Below are 25,635 nucleotides of genomic sequence, written 5' to 3' on the forward strand. Positions count from 1 at the left end.
CGCTACTGCTCCGATTCCGGCTCGGCGGCGACACGCTCGACGACGGGCTGCAGATCCTCGGCGAGCAGCTCCGTCAGGTACACCGCGGCGACGCGATGCTCCCGGTCGAGCACGACCGTCGTCGGCACCACCGAGGTCGGATAGTTCCGCCCGAGGGCGAGCAGCGAGCGCATCGGCGGGTCGTAGATCGACGGATAACCGATCTGCTGGTCGGTCATGAAGTCCTGCGCCTTGTCGCGCTGGTTGTCGCGGACGTTGATACCCAGGAACTGCACACCGAGATCCTTGGTGGCCCGGTAGACCTGCTCGAGATCGTCGGCCTCACTGCGGCAGGGGGCGCACCACTGGCCCCAGACGTTGAGCACGACCACCTGTCCCTCGAAATCGTCGAGCGAGATGGTGTCGCCCTCGTTCATGAGGTCCTCACCGGACAGCTCACCGAGGGTGCCGCGTTCGGCCGGCGGGTCGTAGAAGATCCGGGTCTGGCCACCGGGAGAGACGAAGTCGAAGGTGCCGCCGGTGGCCACGGCGTCGTCCCCGGTGGCGCAGGAGGTGAGGAGGACGGCGCCGCAGATCGCAGCGACCACCGACCGCATCGCTTTCCTCATGCGCCGTGGACGTTCGGGTCGGAGGCGCCGGCCGGTTCGGAGTAGACCAGGTCGACGAGGGTGTCGCCCGAGTAGACCAGCGAGGTCAGCGACGCGAGGCTGCACTGGCGGCGCCGCGGGTCGTGCCACAGCCGCTCACCTTCGAGGAAGCGGCGCAGCGTCCAGACGGGAAGCTGATGGCTCACGCACACCGCTTCGCGCCCCGCCGCAGCGACCCGCGCCGCGTTGACGGCCGCGAGCATGCGGTGAGCTATCTGCAGGTACGGCTCGCCCCACGAGGGGGTGAACGGATCGCGCAGCTTCCACCAGTGCCGGGGCCGGCTCAGGGCGCCGTCCCCCACCGAGACCTTCAGACCCTCGAAATCGTTCGCGGCTTCGATGAGGTTCTCGTCGGTGGCGATCTGCAGTCCGTGCTTCTCCGCGATCGGGGCGGCCGTCTGCTGTGCCCGCTCGAGCGGGGACGCGACGACGTGCGCGATGTCGTGATCGGCGAGCGATGCCGCCACCGCTCGCGCCTGTGCCTCCCCCGTGACCGACAACCGGAATCCGGGCAGACGGCCGTAGAGGATTCCGGAGGGGTTGTGTACCTCTCCGTGGCGGAGCACGTGCACGATCGTGCGGGTCTCGGACGGGGCGGCGTCGGTCACGTCGATGTTCCTCGAGGGTGTGGGAGGTCGGGCTCGGCTGGGAACGGGAGGAAGGTCTGGCTAGGGGGCGCTCGCGGCGGCTGCCGCTCGCGCCGCATGGGGCAGGGCGTCGGCGATCCGCGAGAACGCGTCGTCGTCCAGTGCGGACGAGACGAACCACGTCTCGAACGCGCTCGGCGGGGCGTAGACGCCGTGGTCGAGCAAGGTATGGAAGAAGGCGGGGAAACGCCAGGTCTGCGCAGCCTTGGCCTGCTCGTAGTTCGTCACCGGATCGTCGGTGAAGAACACGCTCAGCATCGTGCCGGCCTTCTGGATGCGGTGTGCCACGCCTTCGGCGGCGAGCGCATCGCCGAGCAGGCGGCCGAGAGTCTCGGAGTTGCGTTCCAGCGCGGCGTACACCTCGGCATCGGCGGCGCGGAGGCTCGCGAGGCCCGCGGCGACAGCGACGGGATTACCCGAGAGGGTGCCGGCCTGGTAGACGGGACCACCGGGTGCGAGATGAGCCATGACATCCGCGCGGCCACCGAAGGCCGCGGCGGGCAGCCCACCGCTCATGACCTTGCCGAAGGTCATGAGGTCGCCGGCGACACCGTCGATGCCGTACCAACCCGTCGCACTCGCCCTGAAGCCGGTCATCACCTCGTCCATGATCAGCAGCGCGCCGTGCTCGCGGGTGAGGTCGCGCAGACCCTGGTTGAAACCGGGCACCGGCGGGACGGTACCCATGTTGCCCGCGGCTGCCTCGGTGACGACTGCCGCGATCTCCCCGGGATTCGCCTCGAAGGCCGCCCGCACGGCAGCGAGGTCGTTGTAGGGCAGAACGAGCGTGTCGCTCGCCTGCGCGCCGGTGACCCCGGGCGAGGTGGGAAGACCGAAGGTCGCCAGTCCAGAGCCGGCGTCGGCGAGCAGCGCATCGACGTGACCGTGATAACAGCCTGCGAACTTCACGATCTTCGAGCGACCGGTGAATCCGCGCGCGAGCCGCACCGCGCTCATCGTCGCTTCGGTGCCGGAATTGACCAAGCGGACCTGTTCCACCGGCGCGATGCGCGCGACGATCTCCTCCGCGAGTTCGACCTCGCCCTCGGTGGGCGCACCGAACGACAGGCCGCTCGTCGCGGTGGACCGGACCGCCTCCACGACGGCCGGATGGGCGTGCCCGAGAATCATCGGTCCCCACGAACACACCAGGTCGACATAGCTGTTGCCGTCCACATCGGTCAGCAGCGCGCCCGACCCGGAGGCGAAGAACCGCGGGGTACCGCCGACCGAGCCGAACGCCCGAACGGGGGAATTGACACCCCCCGGCGTCACCTTCGATGCCCGTCGGAAGAGTGCAGCGGAGCGCGTGTCACGGGTGGACGAGGCATCGGGGGTCGCAGTCACGACTTCCAGTGTCCCAGTTTCGCGAGATTTGCCAAAAATGCAGCCGCCAAACCTGGTGTGTTTTTTCTCCCGTACCAGGAAAAAGTGGCGCCTCGAGTGACCTCGCGCACTTATCGTCGGATGCATGCCGACCACAGCTGAACACCTCCGCAGGGCCCTCGACGGTGCGTGGCACGAAGCCCGGGAACGGGCGCGCACGGACCTCGCACACGAGAAGTTCGCACCGCACTACACGCCCGACACCGCCGAGGCGCGCGCCATCACTCTCGAACAGATGCGCATCCTCGCCGACCACGGCTACGCCGCGTCGGGTTTCTCCGTCGAATCGGGCGGGACGGGCGATGTCGGTGGCGCCGTTGCGTCGATCGAGATGCTCGCGATGTCCGACCTGTCGCTGATGGTCAAGGCCGGTGTGCAGTGGGGACTGTTCGGAGGGGCGATCGAGAATCTCGGCACCGAGCGTCATCACGAGAAGTACGTCGAACGTCTCATCGATCTCGACGTCCTCGGCTGCTTCGCGATGACCGAGACCGGCCACGGCAGTGACGTGCAGTCGCTCGAGACGACGGCGACCTACGATCCCGACACGCAGGAGTTCGTGATCCACTCCCCCACACCGTCGTCCCGTAAGGACTACATCGGTGGCGCAGCGCAGCACGCACGATTCGCGGCGGTGTTCGCGCAGCTCGTGACCCGGGGAGAGACGCACGGGGTGCACTGCTTCGTGGTGCCGATCCGGGACGAGGACGGCAACGATCTGCCCGGAGTGACGACCTCGGACTGCGGCTACAAGGGTGGCCTGCCGGGTGTCGACAACGGCCGCATCGTCTTCGACAACGTGCGGGTCCCGCGCGAGAACCTGCTCAACAAGTACGCGGACGTCGAGCCGGACGGAACGTACGTCTCCGATATCGACAACCCGAGCCGCCGGTTCTTCACGATGCTCGGCACCCTGGTCCGTGGACGGATCACCGTCGGCGGTTCGGCAGGTGCGGCCGCGCGGGTCGCGCTGACCATCGCCACCCGCTACGCGGAGAAGCGCCGCCAGTTCGACGCGCCCGGTCGCGAGGGTGAGGTCCCGATCATGGATTATCTCGTCCACCAGCGACGCCTGCTCCCGCTGATCGCCCGCTCGTACGCGCTCGGTTTCGCCCAGAACGAGCTGCTCACCACGATGCACCGGCTGCAGTCCATGTCGTTGCAGGAGCTCGACACCCAGGAGCAACGCGAACTCGAGGGTCGCGCGGCCGGCCTGAAGGTCGCCAACACGTGGCACGCCTCCCGGGCGATCCAGGAGTGCCGCGAGGCGTGCGGCGGTGCCGGTTACATGGCCGAGAACCGGCTGACCGCCCTGCGTGCGGACGTGGATGTGTTCACCACCTTCGAGGGTGACAACCACGTGCTGACCCAGCTGGTCGCGAAGGAACTGCTCACCGCCTACGCCGACGAGGTGCAGGGCATGAGCCCGGTGGAGTGGATGCGCTTCGCTGCCACCACGATCTCCGACATCGTCAAGAAGCGCACCGCGGCACAGCAGATCATCCAGACGATCGTCGATACCCGTCAGGACAACGAGGAGGACGGCAGCCTCTTCAACCGCGGTACGCAGGTGACGATGTTCGAGGATCGGGAACAGTACCTGCTGTCCACGGCGGCGCGTCGTCTCCAGGCCGCGATGAAGCGTGAGGACAATCCGTTCGACGCATTCAACTTCGTGCAGGATCACGTTCTGCACGCCGCCCGCGCCCACATCGACCGGGTGGTGCTCGAGGCGTTCGTCGCGGCGATCGAGGACTGCACGGACGAGACCACCCGCGACCTGCTGTCGGAACTGTGCGATCTCTACGCGCTGACGATCATCGACGAGGACAAGGCGTGGTTCATGGAGCACCGCCTTCTCTCGGTCGAACGCGCGAAGGCGGTCCTCCGCGGGATCAACGAACGGTGCCGCAGCCTGCGGCCGCACGCGCTCACCCTCGTGGAGGGGCTGGGCGTGCCGGATCACCTGCTCGGCTCGGCCATGCTCGAGCGTGAAGGAGCGGTCGTCCCGCCTCAGAAGGTCGCGGTCTGACCCGGGTCGCCGACGAGTTCCTCGAGCCGGGCTCGTAACTCGTCGGCGTCCTTCGCCCACGCCCGCACGAAGATGCCGCCGCGCAGCCGCAACCCGACAGCGGTGCGGCGCCGCGGCACGTCGGAGAGTTCTCCGAGGCTGCGGGCCGTTTCCCAGCGTTGCGGTTCCCATCCGCCGTCCGGAGGTGGGAGCACCGCTTCGATCTCGGAGACCGGCAATTCCTCGGTGCCCTGCCGCAGGGTCGTGGCGGTGAGCTCGACGCTGACGTGCCGGCGAGCCGCCACGACCACGACGTACGAGAAGGCGGCCAGCACGACCGCGAGCACGGGCAGCGCGAGCCAGTGCACGACCGGGCCGGTGAGCAGTTCGACGACGAGCGCCACCGCGCAGAAGATCGGGCCGAGGGCGACCGAGCGCAGGCGCGCTCCCGGTTCGTGGAAGAGCGGCCCGTCGCCGGCTCGGCCGGGTCCGCCCGAGCCGGATCGAGCGGTCAAGCGGCGAGCGCGCCGGGGATCACCAGCAGTACGGTGGTCACCAGGCCGAGGACGGCGATGAGAGCGATCAACACCAGTTCGCGACGACGCCCATAGGGCCGCGGTTCCACCTGCATGACGTCCTTTACGCTCGACGGAAAGGGCCCAAGGGCCTCACTTGGTGAGCCCACCGTACTCTTCCGCCACGCGCAACGAAACCGAGTGGTACGTCTACTCTTCCGGAAGTCTCAGGAAGAAGCGGTTCGAGTCGCCGCGATGCATCAGCACGATCGCTCCGACCGTGGCGACGGCTTGCAGAATTCCCACCAGACCGAGTATCCAGCCGGCGACGCCCTCGCCGACACCCACACCGAAGACCGTCGGCAGGGTCGACAACGACATGAACACCCCGAGCAGGGTCAGCAGCATCCGAGCCCAGTTCTTGCCCTTCAGCACCTGCCGGACCACGAGATACAGCAGCCCGACGACAGCGATACCCACGGCTGCGGTCAGCGCGACCAGCATCGGTATCGCCGACTCGAGCTGCTCGGGGGTGATCCCCTCGAGCGCCTGCTCGTCGGCCATCGTGGTCATCAGATCGAGCAGTTCGCCGCGGCGGCTCAGCAGATCCGCGAGGCTTGCGGCCAAACTCACGACCGCGAGAGCGAGTACCCCACACCACAACTGGTAGGCGGTCGTGACGTCTCCCGGGACGGGACGATTCTGCGCCGGGCGGGGCCCGACGGGAGGTGCCGGGAAGCTCATGACAGACGACCCGCGACCTCGGCGGCCCAGTAGGTGAGCACGATGTCCGCGCCGGCACGCCGGATGGCGACGAGCGATTCGAGGATCGCGGCGTCGCGGTCGATCCAGCCGTTCTGCGCGGCGGCCGTGATCATCGAGTACTCCCCCGAGATCTGGTAGGCCGCCACCGGCACCGGCGAACGGTCGGCGACCTCGCGCAGCACGTCGAGATACGACATCGCGGGCTTGACCATCACCATGTCGGCGCCTTCGGCGAGATCGAGATCGACCTCGTGCAACGACTCCCGGCGGTTCGCGGGGTCCTGCTGGTAGGTGCGGCGGTCCCCTTCGAGCGACGAGCCGACGGCTTCACGGAAAGGCCCGTAGAACGCCGAGGCGTATTTGGCGGAGTAGGCGAGCTGACCGACCTCGGTGTGGCCCGCCTCGTCGAGCGCGGCGCGGATGAATCCGATCTGCCCGTCCATCATTCCGCTCGGACCGAGCAGGTGGGCGCCGGCCTCGGCCTGGGCGACAGCCATCTCCGCGTACCGCTCGAGCGTTGCGTCGTTGTCGACGACACCGGAATCGGTGAGCACACCGCAGTGTCCGTGGTCGGTGAATTCGTCGAGGCAGGTGTCGGCCATGAGGACGGTGGAGTCGCCGAGTTCGCTGCGCAGCGAGCGCAGCGCACGGTTGAGGACGCCGTCGGGGTCGGTCGCTGCGGTGCCTGCCGCGTCCTTGTCCTCGGGTCGCGGCACACCGAAGAGCATCACCCCACCCACCCCGGCGGCGACGGCCTCGGTGGCCGCGGCGCGCAGCGAGTCGGCGGTGTGCTGGTACACGCCCGGCATGGAGGCGATCTCGCGCGGTTCGCTCAGGCCGTCGGCGACGAACATCGGGAGCACGAGGTGGCGGGGCTCGAGGGAGGTCTCCGCCACGAGCCGCCGGATCGCAGGGGTACTGCGGAGCCGCCGGGGACGAATGTCGGGAAACATGAGGAGAACACCTTCCATACGGTTCGTGCGCGGTTCCGGTAGTGGCGACTACCGGAACCGCGCACGAGAGATCCGGACACGCGGGAGATCAGCGACGGGCGCGGGACTTCTTCCGCGGCGGAGGCAGCGCTCCCTCGGCACGCAGCCGGGCCGCGTGCTCGGCGAGCGCGTCCACCAGCGGACCGATCTGCGCGGTCTCGGGCTGCACGTCCACCCGCAGGCCGAACTCGATCGCGGTCTCGGCCGTCTTCGGTCCGATGCACGCGACGATGGTGCGGGCGTGCGGCTTTCCGGCGATGCCCACGAGATTGCGGACCGTGGACGACGAGGTGAAGCACACCGCGTCGAAACCGCCGGTCTTGATCATCTCGCGCGTCGCGGCCGGCGGCGGAGCAGCGCGCACGGTGCGGTACGCGGTGACGTCGTCGATCTCCCAGCCACGCTCGCGCAGCCCCTCGGCGAGAGTCTCGGTGGCGATGTCCGCGCGCGGCAACAGCACCCGGTTGACCGGGTCGAAGACGTCGTCGTACGGCGCGAACTCGGCGAGCAGTCCTTCGCTGGACTGTTCCCCGCTGGGGACGAGTTCGGGGATGATGCCGAACGAGCGGACCTTCGCGGCGGTGGCCTCACCGACACAGGCGATCTTGACGCCGGAGAACGCCCGGGCGTCGAGCCCGAACGCCTCGAACTTCTCCCACACCGCACGAACGGCATTGGTGGAGGTGAACACGACCCACTGGTAGCGGCCGTCGACGAGACCCTTGACGGCGCGTTCCATCTGCGCGGGGCTACGCGGCGGCTCGACCGCGATGGTCGGCACCTCCATCGGGATGGCACCGTGGGTGACGAGCCGCTCGCTCATCTCGCCGGCCTGATCCTTGGTGCGGGGCACGAGCACGGTCCAGCCGTACAGCGCCCGCGACTCCCACCACGACATCTTGTTGCGCTGCGAGACCACCTTGCCGACGGTGACGACGAGCGGTCCGACGAGTTCGGATCCCGCGTCGTTGAGCGTCGCGAGGGTCGCCTCGACGGTGCGCTGCTGGCGGGTGGTGCCGCGCACGGTGATCGCTGCGGGCGTCTGCGGTGCGAGTCCGTGTTCGACGAGCGCACTGGCGGTCTCGGCGAGGTGGCCGGATGTCGCGTGCAGGACCAGGGGGCCCGGCGCGGCGGCGAGCGCCGCCCAGTCGACCTCTCCTCGCACGTCGACCTCGGTGTGGCAGGAACCCAGCGCCATACCGGCGTAGCTGGGTACCGCAGAACCGGCCGGCAGGCCCGGCAGGACCTCGAAGACCACCTGGGTGCGGGCGACGGCGTTGACCTCGGCGATGACCGAATCGGTCGTGAGCGGGTCACCTGCCACCAGGCGCACCACGTCGTGTCCGGCCTTCGCTTCTGCCACAAGCGTTTTGGCGACCTCTGCGGGTTCACCGAGGGCGGGACGCACCTGCGCCACAGGTTCACCGGTCTCCGGATCGGTGCCGTGATCGACACCGACGAGAGCCACGACGCCCTTGTCGACATCGGGGTCGGTGAAGGCGATCGTGGCGCCCGCCAGCACGTCACGCGCGCGCACGGTGAGCAGCGCAGGATCTCCCGGACCCGATCCCACGAACAGGATGCGTCCGGGGTTGTGCTTACGGACTCGGCTCATCGGTCATTCTCCAGTGCGGTCAAATCAGCGGTAAGGGAAAATCGGGTGACGGTCGCGGCTACGTCAATCATCGGCGGGACCCGTCTCCGGAACGATGCCGTGTTCGACCATCAGCTCGCGGGCGCCGAGTTCGAGCAGTTCGCGCGCGACCCGGCGACCGAGTTCCTCGGCCCGGTCGGGCGCGCCGACCGCGCTCGCTCGCAGCACATCGGATCCGTCCAGGGCCGCAGCGCAACCGCGCACCGACAGCTCCTCGATCACGCGACCGTCGTCGTCGAGCGATTCCACGAGGTCGGCGATCGCGCCGACCGGTGCGGTGCATCCCGCTTCGAGTTCGGCGAGCAGCGCGCGCTCGGCGATCACCGCGGCGCGGCTCGGCCCGTGGTCGAGTCCGGCGAGCAACTCGACCATCTCGGGATCGTCTGCGCGGCACTCCACCGCGAGTGCTCCCTGCGAGGGTGCGGGCAGCATCTGCACCGGCTCGAGCGCCTCGGTCACGCGGTCCAGCCGCCCGATCCGCGACAGGCCGGCGCGAGCGATCACGATCGCGTCGAGTTCACCCGAGTCGACCTTGCCGAGCCGGGTGTCGATGTTGCCGCGCAGCGGTTCGATCTGCAGGCCGAGTCCGAGGGCGGCGAGCTGCGCCCGGCGACGCGGCGCCGAGGTACCGACCTTCGATCCCGCGGGCAGCTCACCGAGCACGAGTCCGTCGCGGGCGACGAGCGCGTCGCGCGGGTCCTCCCGCTCGGGCACGGCGGCGACGACCAGACGCGGATCCTGGAAAGTGGGCAGGTCCTTGTAGGAATGCACCGCGACGTCGACCTCGCCGGCGAGCAGTGCCTCACGCAACTCCGCGGTGAACACGCCGACGCCGATGCGCTGCACCGGTCCGGGAGTGACATCGCCCTTGGTGGTGATGATCACGAGCTCCGCCGGACGGCCTGCGGCGATGAGTGCGTCGCGCACGGTGCCGGCCTGCGTCGTGGCGAGCACGCTGCCGCGGGTACCGATCCGCAACGGACGATCCTGCCGGGCAGCATCGTTGCGGGTGACCGATGCGGTCTCGGTGCTCATGCGGTGCCGTCCTTTCGTGAAGCCTGCAGTTCGGTGGTCACAGCGGGGTCGAGTGCGGCGGACAGATCCGCCGCCAGGCTCGGATCGGTCGGCGAACCCAGTTCCTTCGTGGGTGTCGCGACCGCCTCGACCGAGCCCGGGCTCAGTTCGAACAACTCCCGCAGGGCCTCGGCGTACTGATCACCGCCCGGCGTCGACGCGAGCTGCTTGACGCGCACAGTGGGCGCGTGCAGGAGTTTGTCGACGACCCGGCGCACGGTGCGGGCGACCTCGTCCCGCTCCCCGTGGTCGAGTTCGGGCAGCCGCGACTCGAGGCGCATCAGTTCGGCCTCGACGACCTCGGCGGCCCGTTGCCGCAGCGCCGTCACGGTGGGGGTGACCTCCGCGAGTCGCTGCGCCGTGAGGTACTGCGCCAATTCGGCGGCGACGATCGCGCGGGCCGCGTCCGCATCGGAGGCGGCGGCGCCGGCCGACGGATCGCGCTGCAACGACTCCATGTCGAAGACCTGCACCCCGGGAAGACCGGATACGGCGGGTTCGACGTCGCGCGGCAGGCCGAGATCGCAGATCGCGAGGGGACGCTCGCCCCGGCCGGGCTGGGCCAGTGCGCGGTGGGCGTCGGCGAGGGTGACGACGGCTCCCACCGCACCGGTACAGGTGACGGCGACGTCGGCGCGGGCGAGGGCGCCCGCGAGATCGTCGAACGCGACGACGTCGGCCTCGACACCCGCCGCGCGCGCGGTCTCCGCGAGTCGCTCGGCGCGATCACGCGTGCGGTTGGCGACGACGATCGAGCCCACACCCGCCCGGGTGAGATGCGCGACGGCGAGACCACCCATGGCACCGGCACCGACGACCGCCGCGGTGCGGCCGCGCAGGCCGTCACCGCCGAGATAGTTCGCGGCCTTGTCGAGCGCCACCGACACGACGGACGCGCCCGCAGCGTCGATGCCCGTCTCGGAATGCACCCGCTTGCCGACGCGCAGCGCCTGCTGGGCGAGTTCGTGCAGGGTACGACCGGCGGCCTGCTGAGCATCGGCGGCGGCGTAGGCCGTGCGGATCTGCCCGAGGATCTGCTGTTCGCCCACGACCATGGAGTCGAGACCGCTCGCGACGGAGAACAGGTGCTCCGCGGCCGCCTCGCTGTACCGGACGTAGGCGTGCTTGTGCAGCTCGGTGACAGGCAGCCCGGAGTGCTCCGCGAGCAGATCACTCACCGCTGCCAGCGCGCCGTGGAAGGCGTCGACGACCGCGTAGATCTCCACCCTGTTGCAGGTGGAGACGATCATCACCTCGGAGATCCGCTCCGATGCCAGCATCTTGTCGGTGAGCTTGGGCCGGTCGGTGTCCGTCACCGCCACCTTCTCGAGCACCGGGACCGGTGCACTCCTATGAGAAATCCCGACGAGGAGAACACTCACGGTGCGATCACCGATCCGTTTCTGGTCGCGGCCGAGCCCATCGGACCCGCCTTTCCTGTTGTGGTACGCCGAGCAGAGCTTCTGGTGGACACCCGCGTCATACCGGCGGGGCGTACGTCACCGGCCGCGGGACGGACGTCTGCGGCCGCGGGGCGGGCGGATTCGTCGTTGCGCGTGCTGTTGAAGGACAGGACCTGCATCTCGACCGACAGGTCGACGCGGCGGATCTCGACGTGCTCGGGCACATCGAGTTCGACGGGCGCGAAACTGAGGATGCTGCGGACCCCGGAACGCACGAGCCGGTCGCACACCTGCTGGGCGGCCTCGTCGGGAGTGGCCACCACGCCGATGGTCGCGCCGAGCTCACGCGCGTCGTTCTCGAGGTCGTCGACGTGACGGACCACCAGATCGCCGACCCGCGTGCCCACCACGTCCGGATCCGAATCGAACAGTCCGGCCATCGTGAAGCCACGGCGGTCGAAGCCCGGATAACGGGCGAGGGCACGCCCGAGACTGCCCACTCCCACCAGTACGACGCGGTGGCCGCGGTCGAGTCCGAGCGCCGCTTCGATGCGGGACTGCAGACGCAGGACGTCGTAGCCGACACCGCGGACACCGTTCGGTCCGAGGAAGGACAGATCCTTACGCAACTTGGCGGAACCGACCCCGGCTGCGGCGGCGAGTTCCTCACTGGAGACGATGAGCGTGCCCGCTTCGGCGAACGCACCGAGGACCCGGAGGTAGGTCGCGAGACGCGTCACAGTAGCCTGGGGAATGTCGCGGACCGGAGGGGTGGGAGAAGCACCCCCGCCGGACCCGGCGGTGCCGCGGGCGTCCTCGCCCTGCGGTGGGTGCAACTGCGTCACGGTACGTGGCTCCTCGTCCGGCCGGTGGATACACGCCTGGCCTCACGGTGATCCGGGAAATCGTTCACACCACGGTAACCGCTTGTGAAGCCATGCACAAAGTTGCTCGAACCCCCTCGAATGTGCTTCCCACCTGCTGTACGACCGCGACCGGCCGGCTCAGCGAGCGAGATCGGCGCGCAGTCGCGGTTCGTCGACCTCCCAGTAGCTGTGCTCCCGACCGTCGAGGAGAACGACGGGCAGACGGTCTCCGAATTCGGCCCGCAGATCGGGATCGGTTGCGGCAGCGAGATCGACGTCGATGCAGGTGACCTCCACCCCGAGCTCCTCCGCGAGAGCGTCGAGTCGCTCGCGGGCGGGACCGCACGCACCGCATCCCGCGCGGACGAGCAGGGTCAGATGATGACGGCTCGCGGACCCGTCCGCGACCGGAGAAGAATGCTCACTCATGCCTCCACTGTGCGCGACGACCCGTCGAGAGGAACGTCACACCCGGTCACGGCCGCAACGACCTCCCCGTGACGAGCGCCGACGCGGGCTAGGCTTGGCCGGGGCCGCCCGCATATGCGGCGGGCACGGCCCACCCGTTGTTTTCAGCCCCGCCCGTCACGACACCGGAGGTGCGAGTGCCAGGACGTTCGTTTCCCTACGGATGGGGCATGGGTGAGACCTGGGCGCGCATCATCCGGCCCGGACGTCGGCTCTTCTCCCGCAAGTTCGGACCGAGCGAGGAAGAGGTCCGCGCCAATCTCGCAGGTGAGGCGAGCGCCGATGCCGCTCTCGCATTGCAGGAATCCCGGATCGAACCGGAACCTTCCGCCGACACCGCACCCGTCCCGCACGATCTGACCGCAGCGGCGTTCTTCGACGTCGACAACACGATGGTGCAGGGCGCGTCGATCATCCACTTCGCCCGCGGCCTCGTCGCACGCGACTACTTCGACAAATCCGACCTGTTCGAGTTCGCGTGGCAACAGATCAAGTTCCGGCTCACCGGCAAGGAGAACCTGAACGACGTCGCGACCGGCCGCGACAAGGCACTGTCGTTCGTGCAGGGCAGGTCCACCGAGGAATTGCGCCGGCTCGGCGAGGAGATCTACGACGAGATCATCGCCGACAAGATCTGGCCGGGCACCCGGGCCCTCGCGCAGATGCATCTCGACGCGGGTCAGCAGGTATGGCTCGTGACCGCGACCCCGGTCCAGCTGGCCGATGTCATCGCGAAACGCCTCGGACTCACGGGCGCCCTCGGCACTGTCGCCGAGTCGGAGAACGGTGTGTTCACCGGCAGGCTGGTGGGCGACATCCTGCACGGCCTGGGCAAGGCGCACGCGGTGCGTGCCCTCGCGATCCGGGAGGGCCTCAATCTCAAGCGGTGCACCGCCTATTCGGACAGTCACAACGACGTGCCGATGCTGTCGGTGGTGGGCACCGCCGTCGCGATCAACCCGGATCCGGACCTCCGGCAGGTCGCGCGGACCCGCGGGTGGGAGATCCGCGATTTCCGCACCGCGCGCAAGGCGGCGAAGGTCGGGGTGCCCACGGCGCTCGGGCTCGGGGCTGCCGGTGGTGCGGTGGCGGTCCTCGTCGGGCGCCGCCGCGATCGAGCGGCGTGACGATACCGCCGCGATCGAGCGGCGTGAGATCGGCGGTCAGCCGAGGAAGACGTTGCGGCGGCGCGTGAGCAGTTTGTAGAGCGTCTGCTGGATCGTCTCGCGCACGTGGTCGGTGACCTCGAACAGCACCATCGGGTCCTCGGCTGCGGCGTCGTCGTAGACGTCGGTGACGATGGGCGTCCCGAACTCGATGTACCACTTCGACGGGAGCGGCACGATACCGAGCGGCCCGAACGCCGGGAACAGCGGAGTGATCGGGAAGTACGGCAGGCCGAGCAGGCGTGCGAGCGAGGTGAGGTCGGCGATGTTCGGGTAGATCTCCTCGGATCCGACGATCGAGCACGGCACGATCGGCGCCTGGGTGCGCAGGGCCGCCGAGACGAAGCCCCCACGTCCGAATCGCTGCAGCTTGTAGCGTTCACTGAACGGTTTGCCGAGCCCCTTGTAACCCTCGGGGAACACGGCGACCACCTGATCCTGATCGAGCAGACGCTCGGCGTCGGGGTGACACGCGAGGGTGTGCCCGGCCTTGCGGGTCACCGTGCCGACCACCGGGAGCCCGAAAGCGAGGTCGGCGGCGAGCATGCGCAGGGGGCGATCCGCGTGGTCGCGCACGGCCACGGAGGTCATCAGCGCATCCACGGGCAATGTCCCCGCGTGGTTGGCGACGACGAGTGCGCGCCCTTCGGCAGGGATGTTCTCGATGCCGCGGACCTCGACGCGGAACCACTTGTCGAAGAGGGGGCGCAGGACCGGCAGGACGATGTTGTCGGTGAAGTGCGGATCGAATCCGAAGTCGTCGACCTCGTAGTCGCCGGTCATCCGCCGGCGGACGAATTCTGCGGTGGCGGTGACCTGCTGTACGAGGCTGCTGCGCATCTCCTCGACGAACCGATCGGTGCGGCTCATCTGCTCGGGCGTGGGTGGAGGGCCCATCGACGGGTGCGGCGCACGGGGGGCGCGGCCACCGGGACGGCGGTTCCCGGCGTGCAGCGGGATGACCTTCGCAACCTCCGTCATCGTGTCTCCCTCGTGTATCCGAGCGCGGAAAGCGCCAGCGACTCGGACTTGTCCACCCATTCGGTCTTCACGAGACGGGTGAGGGCGAGTCCGCGCGCGAAGTCGTCGAGCGCCTCTTTCGTGGTCCAGCGTGGTTCGAATCCGAACTCGTGGCGCATACGCGTGGTGTCGAGTCCGCATCCGAAGTGGAAGTAGTCGAGTTCCTCCTTGGTGAACGAGTTCATCACCGAACCCATGAGCGCGTGCCCGACGGTGCGGAACAGAGCGTAGGGCATCGGTACCGTCATCCCCCCTGCTCGGCGCACCGCCTGCGTCATCATGACGATTCCGTCCCCGGCGATGTTGTACGTCCCGGGCGGCCCGGCGATCACTGCGTGCTCGAGTGCGCCGAGGGCGTCCTCCTCGTGCAGCAACTGCAGGCGCGCGTCGCGGCCGAGCACGTTGGGAACGAGCGGGGAGGTGAGATAGCTCGACACCGAACCCGGCAGCCGGTTCCCGACGGTAGGGGCGAGCCGGAGGATGGTGGTGGCGATGTCGCTCCGCCGTCGGGCGACGCCTCGCAGATATCCCTCGACCTCGATCATGTCGCGGGCGAAGGCGCCCGTGGGCCGGCGGCGGGCGCTCATCTCCTCGGTGAACTTGGCCGGATCCTTGGCGCTCGAGCCGTAGAGGACGGACGAGGAGCGCAGCACGATCCTGCGCACCGTCGGGGCCTTCTGGCACACCGCGAACAACTGCATCGCGCCGAGGACGTTCATGTCCTTCATCGCTGCGCGGCTACCCGACTTGGGAGCCTTGGTCACCGCCGAGGCGTGAACGACGGTGTCGACGTCCATGTTGCGGATGATCTTGCCGATGAGCGGATTGCGGATGTCGGCCAGCACGAACTCGGCCCGCCCCATGCGGCGGAGCATGTCCTTGCTCGGTGACTGGGTGTCGACGCCGATCACCCGTTCGATCTCCGGATTCTGGGCAAGCCTGGTGACGAGGAATCCACCCAGGAACCGGCTCGCACCCGTCACCAGCACGACCCGTGGCGGTGCCACCTCGTGCGTATGCACACCCACTCGCTAACCCCCTGCAACCACACACGCGCCGGAGGTCACATTCGTCCCGGCACGGTATGCCGTCCCACAATACGGCCACTTCGCTGCACACGCACGGCGCGGGAGTGAACTCTCGTCCCTTTCCGGACGCGGAGACGAACGATGCCCGCCACCGCGAGGGTGACGGGCATCGGACAGATACAGGGCTTACTTGCCGAGTTTACGACGCTGCACTCGGGTGCGGCGGAGCAGCTTGCGGTGCTTCTTCTTCGACATGCGCTTACGGCGCTTCTTGATCACAGATCCCATGTGGGCATCCCTCACGTTCCTTGTAGCGTTCCTGCGCACGCCGGTGACGTACGCCTGATGTATGTCGACGCTGGGCCTCGTGGCGACGAGTTACAGCGCCTCACGACACCGGCTGGCCGGTACGACGACAAGCAATCCTACCGGGGCGGCGTACCGGCGTGAAACCGAGGTCCGCCCCGGGACGCAACCACCATCGCGCACCCGGAGACCGTCGTCGGGCCGGTGTCACCACCGGCCTGTCGAACCGTCCTGTCCGAGGTCCTATCCGACGTCGAAGTAGGACGTCTCGAGATAGTCGTGAACGGCCTTCGCATGCACGCGGAACGACCGTCCCACGCGCACCGCAGGCAGTTCGCCACTGTGCACCAGCCTGTATACGGTCATCTTCGAGACCCTCATGAGAGCTGCCACTTCGGCAACCGTCAGGAATTGGGTACCGGCGAGAACCGACTGTCCGTCTTGAGGTTGACCCTTCGACGGCGTGTTTCCTGAAACCATTACACACCTCCGGCACGCCCGCGCCGCCGGCTTCCCCTCCGGCGGAACAGACACGCACGTGCTGATTCGAGCTTAGCGTGACGAATGGTTCCTGTGCGACGATGCAGCTGGGAATTTCCGGCCGGCGAGCAGTTCGTCGCCACGCTACGCCTCCCCCGGACACCTGTCAGGCGGTATCGGGAGGACTGTCCGGGCGGCACCCGCGAGCCCGTGCGGGCGGCACCCTCGAGTCTGTTCAGGCAGTGCCCGAAGCTTGCTCCGACGCCGCACCGAGCTGCGCCGAGCGACGCTTCGCGGCGTCCAGGGCCTCGTAGAAGGCGGTGCGCAGCCCACCGCGCTCGAGTTCCCGGATCGCCGCCGCAGTGGTTCCGCCGGGCGAGGTGACCGCGGCACGCAGATCGGCGGCGTTGTCCCCCGACTGCGCGAGCATGGCGGCCGAACCGGTCATCGTCTGCACCACCAGATCGGTGGCCACAGCGCGCGTGAGACCGAGCCCGACCCCGGCGTCGATCATCGCCTCGGCGACGAGGAAGAAGTAGGCGGGCCCGGAGCCGGACACCGCGGTGACCGCATCGATCTGCGACTCGGGAACGACCGAGACGGTTCCGACCGTCGCGAGGATCTCGCGGACCGTGTCGAGATGCTGCTGCTTGACGTACCTGCCCGCCGCCAGCACGCTTGCGCCCTGCCCGACCAGCATCGGGGTGTTCGGCATCACGCGCACGACCGGGAATCCGGCCGGGAGCTTCGTCTCGTAGCGCACCGTGGGAATGCCCGCAGCGAGCGACACCAGGATCTGCTCGTCGTCGTTCCCCGCGTCCACCGCCGCGAGATCCGTGACGACGGCATCCACATCGTTGGGCTTGACCGCCACGACCACCACGTCGGCGCCCTCCGCGGCGTCGGAGGTGCTGTCGGTGACCCGGATCGAGTACTCGCGGGTGAGTTGTTCGCGTCGCTCGCCGAACTTCTCGGCGACCACGAGGTCCTTCGTTGCGAAGCCGTTGCTCAGCAGGCCCGAGATCAGCGCCTCACCGATCCTGCCACCACCGATCACTGCGATTCTCGTCATGGGGGACAGCCTGCCACGGCAGCCCGTGCGGTCCGCATCACGGTGGACCGTCGGCCTTCCGGAGCGGCCGCCCACGGGATCCGGCCCGACGTCAGCGCGGCATCATGGCCAGCTGCCGCGACTGCACGACGACCGCGCCGGTCGAGTCGACGACGGTGTGGTCCTCCTCGAACCAGATGTTGCCGAGGACGCTGCTCTCGGCGACGACGCGCAGCCATCCCGGAGCCGGCACCCGCCGCAGATATGCCGTGAGCTGCACGGTCGGGGCCCAGCCGAATCTTCCGCGATTCATCGTGACGGGCGCGGAGACGTCGCCGCACATGAGGGCGAAGAGCACCGAGGTGTCGACATCCTCCTCGTCACCCGGGAGCGGCCGCGTCCACATCGACACCATGGGCTCGCCCTGCTCGCCGTCGAGGAAGCGCGCGGTGGAACCGTCGACCCGCATCCGCGAGGACGAGGCGAACTTCACGATCTGCCCCATCGGGTGATCGGGCGTGATCAGCACCGATTCGGCCGGTGGCTCGGCGGGCACGGTGGTCGCGCGGTGGGGCACGGTGTAGAAGGGTTCTTCGGTGTCCGGAGTCCCGAGCGTGACACTCGCACGGACCGCGACCCGGCCGGCCTGGGACAGTTCGACGTCGACGACGCCGATCTGCTTCCCCTGCTTGCGGAGGACCGTGGTCAGTTCGACCTCTCCCGGATCCGGTGCCGACACGAACGAGGCGCTCACGGCGAGAGGTTGAGTGAGGGAATCGACCCCCGCGTCGAGTACCGATCGGCGGGCGGCGGCGGCGCACACGGCGAGCATGCACCCGCCGTGCACCTTGGGCCCGATCGTCCACGTCGGGGCGATATGGGCCTGCCAGCCGGCGGTCCCGCCGCTATCGCCCTCCGGGAGCCGGGTGATCGCGGTGAGGTCACGGAAGGGCCGGTCGATGATGGTCACTGCTGCTCCTGCTGGTCGGGACGGTCCGGCTCCCCACCGGGTGCCGCCGGTTCGCCGTTCCCGAACATCCGGGCGGCGAGGTGCTGATGGGCGAGCCTGCGCATGGCCGTGAGCACCGGCTCGTAGAGGGCGGTACCGAGAACAGCGGCCTCGACGGTGGCCTCGCGCGAGTGCGTGGGCAGCAACTCGAGATCCACTTCGGCGATGGCGAGCACATGGCGGCCGTAGGTGTCGGTTCGCCGATCCCCCATCCGCAGACCGCCCGCTTCGAGCGCCGCGAGCGCATGTTCGAGCTGTGCCACGGCCGCGAATCTCGGGTCGTACATCTGGCCGAGTCGCTCGAGCAGTCGACGCGCTCGCGGAAAGTCGGGACCGGCAGGATCGCCCACATAGGGCGGCAGGGCCGCGATGGCGCGCCCGAGTTCGGTGAACAGATCGTCGCGGGGATGGTCGACGAGGTCGACCACGGTCTTGATCTTCTCGAGCGGCAAACCCTGCGCGGCGAGCGCCCGGACGAGCGCCAGCCGGCGGAGGTGGGTGTCGTCGTAGGTCGCGGAGGTGGCACTCGTCGCCACGCCCGGCATGAGCAGCCCCTCCCGCAGGTAGTACTTCACGGTCGGCAGCGGCACGCCGGAGCGCTCGGCGAGTTCCGAGATACGCACAGTTCACCTCCGTCCTTGACATCGGATACTACAGCTATCCAGTATTGGATAGCGCAACTATCCACCCAGGGGCAGACTCGTCGCGAACCCGAGGAGGTTCCATGCATCCGCTCGTGATCATCGTTCTCGGTGGCACCCTGCTCACCGTCGCCGGCATCGCCTTCGGGGGCACCTTCCTGCTGCGCGTCGCGTCGGGCGGAGTGCCCGCCAACGACCTTCAGAAAGCATTCTTCCGGGCCGGGCATGCCCACGCGGGAGTTCTCGTCACCCTCGGTCTCCTCATCGCCGTCCTCACCCACGCGGTCGGCGCATCACCCGGGTGGTCGGCGGCCGGCACCGTGGCGGTACTCGGCTCCGCGATCCTCATTCCGGCGGGATTCTTCCTGTCGGTGCTCGGACCCGAACCCGAGCGACCCGGCAGGATGTTCGTCTCCGTGTTGCTCGGAGCGGCCTGTCTCACCGCCGGCGTCCTGATCTCAGGTGTCGCGGTGCTCGCTGCCGGGCTCGCCGCTCTCTGACACGGCGGACAACCGGGCGGCGTCCGTGGGACGAGGGCTCTCCGGCCCCATCGTGATCGCGCGGGTCGCAGAGCGGTTCAGATGCGTTCGCGCGAACGACAGCGATCGCGCGAGCATCCCGGCGCGCTCCGCTCGCGTGCGGGCGCTCTGCGTGCTGATCTCGAGCACCACGTGACCACCGAAATCGCTCGCGGCGAGCCGACGGCAGACCTCGGCGCACGGCTGATTGCCCGTCCCGGGGACCAGATGCTCGTCGAGGGACGATCCTCTGCCGTCCGCGAGGTGGAGATGGGCCAGGCCCTCCCCCATCCGATCCGCCAGCGCGAACGCATCGGCTCCTGCCGTCGCGGTATGCGACAGGTCGAGGGTGTAGTGCGCGAAGCCGGTGTCGGTGGGGTCGAGCGAGGGGCTGTACGCCGAGACCGCACGGCCCGGACCGCGCCTGCGCAGACGCTCGGCTCCGCGATCACGACCACCGAAGACCATGTCGGCCCGCATCGGATACATGTTCTCGACCGCCACCACCACGTCGCTGCCGGCCTCGAGTGCCGCCACCTGCTCGACGAAGCCCTCCGCGTAGCGACGCTGCCACCGGAAGGGCGGATGGACCACCACCGTCTCCGCGCCGAGGATCTCGGCGGCACGCACCGAGCGGTCGAGCTTCGCGGCGGGATCCGCTCCCCACACCCGCTGGGAGATGAGCAGACACGGCACATGGACGGCGAGCACCGGGATCCCGTACTCGCGGACGAGCCGTTCCACCGCTCTCGGATCCTGGCTCACGGGCTCCGCCCACACCATCAGTTCGACACCGTCGAAGCCGAGATCCGCGGCGAAGCGGAACGCCGCTTCGGTGTTCTCCGGATACACCGAAGCGGTGGACAGTCCTACCCGGATCCCCTGCGCGGTCACCATCGGCTCACCCGCCGGGCAGGAGGAACAGGAGAGGCCCGAAGGACACGAACGCCCCCACCGCGAGGGCGATGAGCTGACTCGTGATGTCGTCGGTGCGACGCAGGACACGCACGAGCGCAACGAGACCCACGATCACGACCAGCGCGAGCGCGAACGCGACCCAGGGCATCAGATCCCACAACCGCTCGAAACCCTTGAACAGCAACCCGCCGGCGACGATGGCTGCCACACTCTCACCGATCAGCAGCGCCCACTGCTTGAGGCTGCTGCCCTGTTCGGTGTCCTCGCGCTTCCCGTCCTCGCGCTTCCTGCTCGCCGAACCCCCGGCCGAATCCGACGCCGTGCCGCGGGCTTTCCGCGAGGACCGCGACGTCGCCGCGGTCTCCTCGGGCGCCGAACCGGAGGCCGGGGCCGCCGGACCGTGGGGGTCGGTGGAATCGTCCTCATCGGAACCGGTGCCCTGCAGGTCGCTCGCGGGCCCCGAGAGCAATCGCGGCTCGCTGGTCGCGGACTTCTTCCGCATCGAGACGGCAGACGCCGCATCGGACTTCGCCTCGGAGGCCGACGACGCCCCCGGCGAAGCATCGCCCGGCCGCGCGGGAGTAGCGGCGACGGTGCCGAGATGAGCACGCGCCCGGCGCGGAAGCGCCTCGGGACGGATGATCTCCGTCGGAGACTCGATCTTCGGCGCAGCAGACGTGGCAGCACCCGCCTTCGCCGCCGGTGCAGCGGGCGTGGCACCGCTCGGCTTCGCCGCCGGCGCAGCGGACCGGGACTTCACGGCGACCCGCGGAGTCACGGTGGTCTTCTCGGCGTCCGGCACCGGCGATGTGGCCGGCTTCGGCGAGGCAGCCTTCGGCGTGACCCGCGTCGCCTCCAACTCCGGCGGCGCCTTCGGTGCGGATGGTTCGGCTTCCGCCGTCACGGGAGCCGGTACCGGATCCGGTCGCACCGCCGGTGGTTCGGACTCCACCGCCCGGCGTGCAGCGGCCTCGGGCTTGTCGTCGGACGCCCGGGTGACCGGGATCTCCCCCGTGAGCTCGGCGACGGAGATGCCGCCGCTCGCACCTCTGCGACGTCGTCCCCCGGCCCGCGTACCCACCTTCTGGCCGTTACGCGCCAACAGCTCGGCAACGGAGATCTGCCCCGTGTCGTTGCTGCGATTCTCGCTCATCAGGTTGCCACCACCAGTTCGCCAGCCATGTTCGTATCGAGCTTCCGGAGAATCAGGCCTTCCCGCAATGCCCAGGGGCAGATCTGCAGCGTTTCCACTCCGAGGGCACGCATGCTGGCCTCTGCGACGAGGGCACCGGCGACGAGTTGTTCGGATCGGTCCGAACTGACCCCTTCGAGTTCGGCCCGGTCGGCCGTGGTCATCCGCGAGATGAACGCGATGAGCTGACGCAGCCCGCTCGCCGTCAGGGTGCGCTGCACTCGCAGGCCCGCCGAGGAGGGCGCCGCACCGGTCAATCGCGCCAGGGTCCGGAAGGTCTTGGAGGTGCCGACACACAGATCCGGATCGCCGGCGCTGCGCAGAACCTTGGCCGGTTCGGCCAGCTCGGCGTCGAGCCAGTCGCGCAGCGCCGAGATGCGGCGCTTGCCGGGCGGATCCTCGCGAAACCAGTCGCGAGTGAGGCGTCCCGCACCGAGTTGGAGGGAGTAGGCGATCTCGGGATCCTCGTCGCCACCGTAGGCAAGTTCCAGCGAACCACCCCCGATGTCGAGCCCGAGGATTCGTCCGGCACTCCAGCCGTACCAGCGTCGCACCGCCAGGAAGGTCAGTCGCGCTTCGTCTTCCCCCGAGAGTACATCCAGCGCGACCCCGGCCTCCCGGCGCACGCGCTCGAGCACCACCTCGGAGTTTCCGGCGTCGCGCACCGCCGACGTCGCGAAGGCCATGAGTTCTCCACATCCCGACGTGCGGGCGATGCTGGCGAATTCGGCAGTGGTCTCGACGAGCCGGTCGGCGCCGCGCGGTGTGATGTCGCCGTTGTCGTCCGTGTTCTCCGACAGCCTCAACGTGGCCTTCGTCGAACTCATCGGCGTAGGGTGCCCACCGCGATGGGCGTCCACCACCAGAAGGTGAACGGTGTTGCTTCCGACGTCGAGTACCCCTAAGCGCACATCAATACGGTACTGGGTCTACCGTCGGGACCTGTGACAGCAGGTATGTCCCACGGTCCGCACAAGCTCGATCCGGCCCCCGAAGTCCCTCTCGACTTTCCCCGGGAATGGGTCGAGTTCATCGATCCCGACAACGACGAACACGTCATCGCCGCCGACATGACCTGGCTCCTCTCCCGGTGGACCTGCGTGTTCGGCACTCCGGCCTGCCAGGGCATCATCGCCGAACGGCCCGACGACGGCTGCTGTTCCCACGGCGCGTTCCTCTCCGACGACGACGACCGGAAGAAATTGGCGAAGGCAGTGAAACACCTCACGCCCGCCGATTGGCAGTTCATGGACAAGGGTCTGGGGAAGAAGGGCTATCTCGAAGAGGACGAGATCGACGACGAACCGGCTCTGCGCACACGCCGCTACAAGGGCGCGTGCATCTTCCTCAACCGTCCGGGTTTCGACGGCGGTCAGGGCTGCGCGCTGCACACGATGGCGCTGCGTCGCGGCATCGAACCGCTCGAGATGAAACCGGACGTGTGCTGGCAGCTGCCGATCCGCCGCACCCAGGACTGGGTGGAGCGCCCCGACGGCACCGAGGTGCTGCGCACCGTGATCACCGAGTACGACCGCCGCGGTTGGGGTGAGGGCGGGCACGACCTCGACTGGTACTGCTCCGGATCACCGGACGCGCACGTCGGCGAACGCCCGGTCTGGCAGTCCTACGCACCCGAACTCACCGAGTTGCTCGGCGTCGCGGCCTACGACGAGCTCGCACGCCTGTGCCGCCGTCGCCAGGGGCTCGGTCTGATCGCGATCCATCCTGCGACCGCGGTGGCACAGGCAGGTCACCGAGGGGACGGACCCTCGACGATCTGACCGAGCGGCCTCAGGCCTCCAGCTTGTATCCGAGGCCGCGCACGGTCACGAGATGGCGCGGCTTGGCCGGATCCTCCTCGATCTTCGAACGCAGGCGTTTGACGTGCACGTCGAGGGTCTTCGTGTCGCCGACGTAGTCGGCTCCCCACACCCGGTCGATGAGCTGGCCCCGCGTGAGTACCCGCCCGGAATTGCGCAGCAGATATTCGAGCAGGTCGAACTCCTTGAGCGGCAAGGCGACCGGCTCTCCGTTGACGTGGACGACGTGGCGGTCGACGTCCATCCGCACCGGTCCCGCCTCGAGCAGTCCGTCGGAGACGTCGGCCTCGCTCTCGGTGTCGGCTCCGCGCCGCAGGACCGCCCGGATCCGGGCGATCAGTTCGCGCGCCGAGTACGGCTTGGTGACGTAGTCGTCGGCGCCGAGTTCGAGACCGACCACCTTGTCGATCTCGCTGTCGCGGGCGGTGACCATGATGACCGGCACGCCCGAGCGGGTCCGCAATTGCTTGCACACGTCGGTGCCGCTCATGCCCGGCAGCATGAGATCGAGCAGGACGATGTCTGCGCCTTCCCGGTCGAACTCGGCGAGGGCGGACGGGCCGTCGCCAGCGATCGTCGTCTCGAAACCCTCCTTGCGCAGCAGGAAGGCGAGCGGATCCGCCAACGATTCCTCGTCCTCGACGATCAGCACACGCGTCACGGCCTGGTCCTCCGTTTGTTTCTCGATCCGTCCGCCCGGGAGTCCGGGTGGAGTCTGTTTCACGATCCGCTCACCTTCTCGGCGCACGGGACGGTCTCGTCCTCGCTCTCCTCCACATGGGCAGGAACGAGAAGGGTGAACGTGGAGCCGGTCCCCGGCTTGCTCCACAAGGTGATCTCACCGTGGTGGTTCGCTGCCACGTGCTTGACGATGGCGAGGCCGAGCCCCGTCCCGCCGGTGGCCCGCGACCGCGCCTTGTCGACGCGGAAGAAGCGCTCGAAGACGCGCTCCTGATCCTCTTTCGCGATGCCGATACCCCGGTCGGTGACGGCGATCGCGACCTTGCCGTCGCGCAACGACCTGCTGATCGTGACGGGCGAACCGGACGGCGAGTAGGCGATCGCGTTCTCCACGAGGTTCGTCAGCGCAGTGACCAGCAGGGTCCGGTCGCCGAGTACTTCGTAGCCGCTCGGCCGATCGGTGGTGATCGTGATGGAGGCGTTCTCCGCGGTGAGCCGTGTCCGTTCGAGTGCTTCCTTCACCACGGTGTCGACGTCGACCACTTCGAGATCGGGGAGCTTCTCGGCGCCCTGCAGTCTCGACAGCGCGATCAGCTCGGTCACCATGTTGCCGAGTCGGGTGGCCTCACGTTGCACTCGTTCCCCGAAGTAGCGCACCGTATCGGGGTCGTCGACCGATTCGAGCAGCGCTTCGGCGAGCAGTGCCATCGCCCCGACCGGTGTCTTGAGCTCGTGACTGATGTTGGCGACGAAATCGCGGCGGGTGGCCTCCATACGGACCTGCTCGGAATCGTCGAAGGCGTAGAGCACGACGAACCGCGGGTCGCGGTCGAGCAGAGGCCGGATCGTGCAGCGCACCGCGAGGTGATCCCGGCCGTGCGGGGCCTTCGTGCCGAGATCGAGTTCGAGCGGCGTGCGTGTCTCGAGCACCTTGTTGGCCGCGGCCCAGGCGCGATCGTCGATCAGGCGGTTGCGTACGAGCCCGAGCTCCTCGGCCCTGGAGTTGAACAGGATGACGTCGTGGAACTTGTCGACCACCGCGATCCCGGTCGACGAACCGTGCACGACGTTGTCGAGCACGTCGACCATGGTGAGGTCCGTCTCGTCGCGGCCGTGCGCTCGGCGCTCCGCCAGTTTCACGGCGGCGAAGGTACCGATCGCGCCGAGAACGGCGGCGACCACGGCCAGTAAGACGGCCTGCGTAACACTCACATCTGGAATCGTAATGACACCGGCACCCGGGCGAACAGCGGGTGGCAGGCGTTCACCGCACGTCACACCGCATTTTTCGGTTGTTGCCCCGTTGTTCACCGGGAGTTCGCCGGCCGAAGACGAGGCGACCCCGTCGCCGGGCGGCGACGGGGTCGGATGCATTCC

At 68.7% G+C, this 25,635-nt stretch carries 27 protein-coding genes; 4 read left to right on the forward strand and 23 right to left on the reverse strand.

Annotated elements, in window-relative coordinates:
• Nucleotides 1–2: 2 nt before the first annotated feature.
• The 3 genes from MOM01_RS16330 to hemL are packed head-to-tail and all read right to left on the reverse strand — an operon-like array spanning nt 3 to nt 2,641.
• The gene (locus MOM01_RS16330) at nt 3–608 is read right to left on the reverse strand and encodes a TlpA disulfide reductase family protein (protein WP_241386476.1); all 606 of its coding nucleotides are present in this window, start codon (nt 606–608) and stop codon (nt 3–5) included.
• Complete coding sequence (locus MOM01_RS16335; RefSeq protein WP_241386477.1) at nt 605–1,255, reverse strand: histidine phosphatase family protein; 651 nt, start codon at nt 1,253–1,255, stop codon at nt 605–607. Before MOM01_RS16335 ends, MOM01_RS16330 begins: the two co-directional genes overlap by 4 nt.
• 60 nt (nt 1,256–1,315) lie before the next feature.
• Nucleotides 1,316–2,641, reverse strand: coding sequence for a glutamate-1-semialdehyde 2,1-aminomutase (hemL, locus tag MOM01_RS16340; protein ID WP_241386478.1), 1,326 nt, complete (start codon nt 2,639–2,641; stop codon nt 1,316–1,318).
• Nucleotides 2,642–2,765: 124 nt separating this feature from the next.
• Between hemL and MOM01_RS16345 the strand changes: the two genes are divergently transcribed.
• Nucleotides 2,766–4,712: an acyl-CoA dehydrogenase family protein gene (locus tag MOM01_RS16345; RefSeq protein ID WP_241386479.1), complete on the forward strand. Its 1,947-nt coding sequence runs from the start codon at nt 2,766–2,768 to the stop codon at nt 4,710–4,712.
• Here the strand turns inward: MOM01_RS16345 and MOM01_RS16350 are convergent.
• The 8 genes from MOM01_RS16350 to MOM01_RS16385 form a co-directional block, all read right to left on the reverse strand.
• Entirely contained in the window at nt 4,694–5,206 is a 513-nt protein-coding gene (locus tag MOM01_RS16350; RefSeq protein WP_241386480.1) for a hypothetical protein, read from the reverse strand. The genes MOM01_RS16345 and MOM01_RS16350 overlap by 19 nt on opposite strands.
• Before the next feature lie 210 nt (nt 5,207–5,416).
• Entirely contained in the window at nt 5,417–5,950 is a 534-nt protein-coding gene (locus MOM01_RS16355) for a hypothetical protein (protein WP_241386481.1), read from the reverse strand.
• Nucleotides 5,947–6,924, reverse strand: a complete 978-nt coding sequence (gene hemB / locus MOM01_RS16360) for a porphobilinogen synthase (protein ID WP_241386482.1) — start codon at nt 6,922–6,924, stop codon at nt 5,947–5,949. Before hemB ends, MOM01_RS16355 begins: the two co-directional genes overlap by 4 nt.
• A gap of 88 nt (nt 6,925–7,012) precedes the next feature.
• On the reverse strand, nt 7,013–8,578 hold the full coding sequence (locus tag MOM01_RS16365; protein ID WP_241386483.1) for a uroporphyrinogen-III synthase: 1,566 nt from the start codon (nt 8,576–8,578) through the stop codon (nt 7,013–7,015).
• A gap of 63 nt (nt 8,579–8,641) precedes the next feature.
• The gene (hemC, locus tag MOM01_RS16370; RefSeq protein ID WP_241386484.1) at nt 8,642–9,652 is read right to left on the reverse strand and encodes a hydroxymethylbilane synthase; all 1,011 of its coding nucleotides are present in this window, start codon (nt 9,650–9,652) and stop codon (nt 8,642–8,644) included.
• Complete coding sequence (locus MOM01_RS16375; protein ID WP_241386485.1) at nt 9,649–11,073, reverse strand: glutamyl-tRNA reductase; 1,425 nt, start codon at nt 11,071–11,073, stop codon at nt 9,649–9,651. The genes hemC and MOM01_RS16375 overlap by 4 nt, the downstream gene beginning before the upstream one ends.
• Nucleotides 11,070–11,939 carry a redox-sensing transcriptional repressor Rex gene (locus MOM01_RS16380; RefSeq protein ID WP_241386486.1) on the reverse strand — a complete coding sequence of 290 codons (870 nt, stop codon included), beginning with the start codon at nt 11,937–11,939 and terminating at the stop codon, nt 11,070–11,072. Before MOM01_RS16380 ends, MOM01_RS16375 begins: the two co-directional genes overlap by 4 nt.
• 159 nt (nt 11,940–12,098) lie before the next feature.
• The gene (locus tag MOM01_RS16385) at nt 12,099–12,389 is read right to left on the reverse strand and encodes a glutaredoxin family protein (RefSeq protein WP_241386487.1); all 291 of its coding nucleotides are present in this window, start codon (nt 12,387–12,389) and stop codon (nt 12,099–12,101) included.
• A gap of 209 nt (nt 12,390–12,598) precedes the next feature.
• Between MOM01_RS16385 and MOM01_RS16390 the strand changes: the two genes are divergently transcribed.
• Nucleotides 12,599–13,555: an HAD family hydrolase gene (locus MOM01_RS16390; RefSeq protein WP_241386488.1), complete on the forward strand. Its 957-nt coding sequence runs from the start codon at nt 12,599–12,601 to the stop codon at nt 13,553–13,555.
• Nucleotides 13,556–13,591: 36 nt separating this feature from the next.
• On the opposite strand, the gene MOM01_RS16395 is transcribed toward MOM01_RS16390, so the two are convergent.
• The 7 genes from MOM01_RS16395 to MOM01_RS16425 form a co-directional block, all read right to left on the reverse strand.
• Nucleotides 13,592–14,575, reverse strand: a complete 984-nt coding sequence (locus MOM01_RS16395; protein ID WP_241386489.1) for a lysophospholipid acyltransferase family protein — start codon at nt 14,573–14,575, stop codon at nt 13,592–13,594.
• Nucleotides 14,572–15,603: an NAD-dependent epimerase/dehydratase family protein gene (locus tag MOM01_RS16400; RefSeq protein WP_241386588.1), complete on the reverse strand. Its 1,032-nt coding sequence runs from the start codon at nt 15,601–15,603 to the stop codon at nt 14,572–14,574. The genes MOM01_RS16395 and MOM01_RS16400 overlap by 4 nt, the downstream gene beginning before the upstream one ends.
• A 225-nt stretch (nt 15,604–15,828) precedes the next feature.
• Entirely contained in the window at nt 15,829–15,930 is a 102-nt protein-coding gene (locus tag MOM01_RS16405; protein ID WP_003402602.1) for a 30S ribosomal protein bS22, read from the reverse strand.
• Between the two features lie 261 nt (nt 15,931–16,191).
• Nucleotides 16,192–16,428 carry a helix-turn-helix domain-containing protein gene (locus MOM01_RS16410; protein WP_006552345.1) on the reverse strand — a complete coding sequence of 79 codons (237 nt, stop codon included), beginning with the start codon at nt 16,426–16,428 and terminating at the stop codon, nt 16,192–16,194.
• 235 nt (nt 16,429–16,663) lie between these two features.
• Complete coding sequence (proC, locus tag MOM01_RS16415; protein WP_241386490.1) at nt 16,664–17,500, reverse strand: pyrroline-5-carboxylate reductase; 837 nt, start codon at nt 17,498–17,500, stop codon at nt 16,664–16,666.
• Between the two features lie 91 nt (nt 17,501–17,591).
• Nucleotides 17,592–18,443 (reverse strand): thioesterase family protein, encoded by an 852-nt coding sequence (locus tag MOM01_RS16420; protein ID WP_374112317.1) that lies wholly within the window; start codon nt 18,441–18,443, stop codon nt 17,592–17,594.
• A 2-nt stretch (nt 18,444–18,445) separates the two neighbouring features.
• On the reverse strand, nt 18,446–19,111 hold the full coding sequence (locus MOM01_RS16425; protein ID WP_241386491.1) for a MerR family transcriptional regulator: 666 nt from the start codon (nt 19,109–19,111) through the stop codon (nt 18,446–18,448).
• Between the two features lie 101 nt (nt 19,112–19,212).
• Between MOM01_RS16425 and MOM01_RS16430 the strand changes: the two genes are divergently transcribed.
• Complete coding sequence (locus MOM01_RS16430; RefSeq protein ID WP_241386492.1) at nt 19,213–19,629, forward strand: hypothetical protein; 417 nt, start codon at nt 19,213–19,215, stop codon at nt 19,627–19,629.
• On the opposite strand, the gene MOM01_RS16435 is transcribed toward MOM01_RS16430, so the two are convergent.
• The 3 genes from MOM01_RS16435 to MOM01_RS16445 are packed head-to-tail and all read right to left on the reverse strand — an operon-like array spanning nt 19,588 to nt 22,668.
• Nucleotides 19,588–20,544 (reverse strand): sugar phosphate isomerase/epimerase family protein, encoded by a 957-nt coding sequence (locus MOM01_RS16435; protein WP_241386493.1) that lies wholly within the window; start codon nt 20,542–20,544, stop codon nt 19,588–19,590. The two genes, MOM01_RS16430 and MOM01_RS16435, sit on opposite strands and share 42 nt — an antisense overlap.
• A 4-nt stretch (nt 20,545–20,548) precedes the next feature.
• Complete coding sequence (locus MOM01_RS16440) at nt 20,549–21,718, reverse strand: hypothetical protein (RefSeq protein WP_241386494.1); 1,170 nt, start codon at nt 21,716–21,718, stop codon at nt 20,549–20,551.
• On the reverse strand, nt 21,718–22,668 hold the full coding sequence (locus MOM01_RS16445) for a Ppx/GppA phosphatase family protein (protein WP_241386495.1): 951 nt from the start codon (nt 22,666–22,668) through the stop codon (nt 21,718–21,720). The genes MOM01_RS16440 and MOM01_RS16445 overlap by 1 nt, the downstream gene beginning before the upstream one ends.
• Nucleotides 22,669–22,713: 45 nt before the next feature.
• On the opposite strand from MOM01_RS16445, the gene MOM01_RS16450 reads away from it, so the two are divergent.
• Nucleotides 22,714–23,538 (forward strand): hypothetical protein, encoded by an 825-nt coding sequence (locus MOM01_RS16450; RefSeq protein ID WP_241386590.1) that lies wholly within the window; start codon nt 22,714–22,716, stop codon nt 23,536–23,538.
• Nucleotides 23,539–23,548: 10 nt separating this feature from the next.
• Here the strand turns inward: MOM01_RS16450 and MOM01_RS16455 are convergent, their stop codons facing one another.
• Nucleotides 23,549–24,238 carry a response regulator transcription factor gene (locus MOM01_RS16455; RefSeq protein WP_241386496.1) on the reverse strand — a complete coding sequence of 230 codons (690 nt, stop codon included), beginning with the start codon at nt 24,236–24,238 and terminating at the stop codon, nt 23,549–23,551.
• 59 nt (nt 24,239–24,297) lie between these two features.
• Nucleotides 24,298–25,470 (reverse strand): sensor histidine kinase, encoded by a 1,173-nt coding sequence (locus MOM01_RS16460; protein ID WP_241386497.1) that lies wholly within the window; start codon nt 25,468–25,470, stop codon nt 24,298–24,300.
• Nucleotides 25,471–25,635: the final 165 nt, after the last annotated feature.

Source organism: Rhodococcus sp. CH91, assembly GCF_022554085.1.
Classification (GTDB): domain Bacteria; phylum Actinomycetota; class Actinomycetes; order Mycobacteriales; family Mycobacteriaceae; genus Rhodococcus.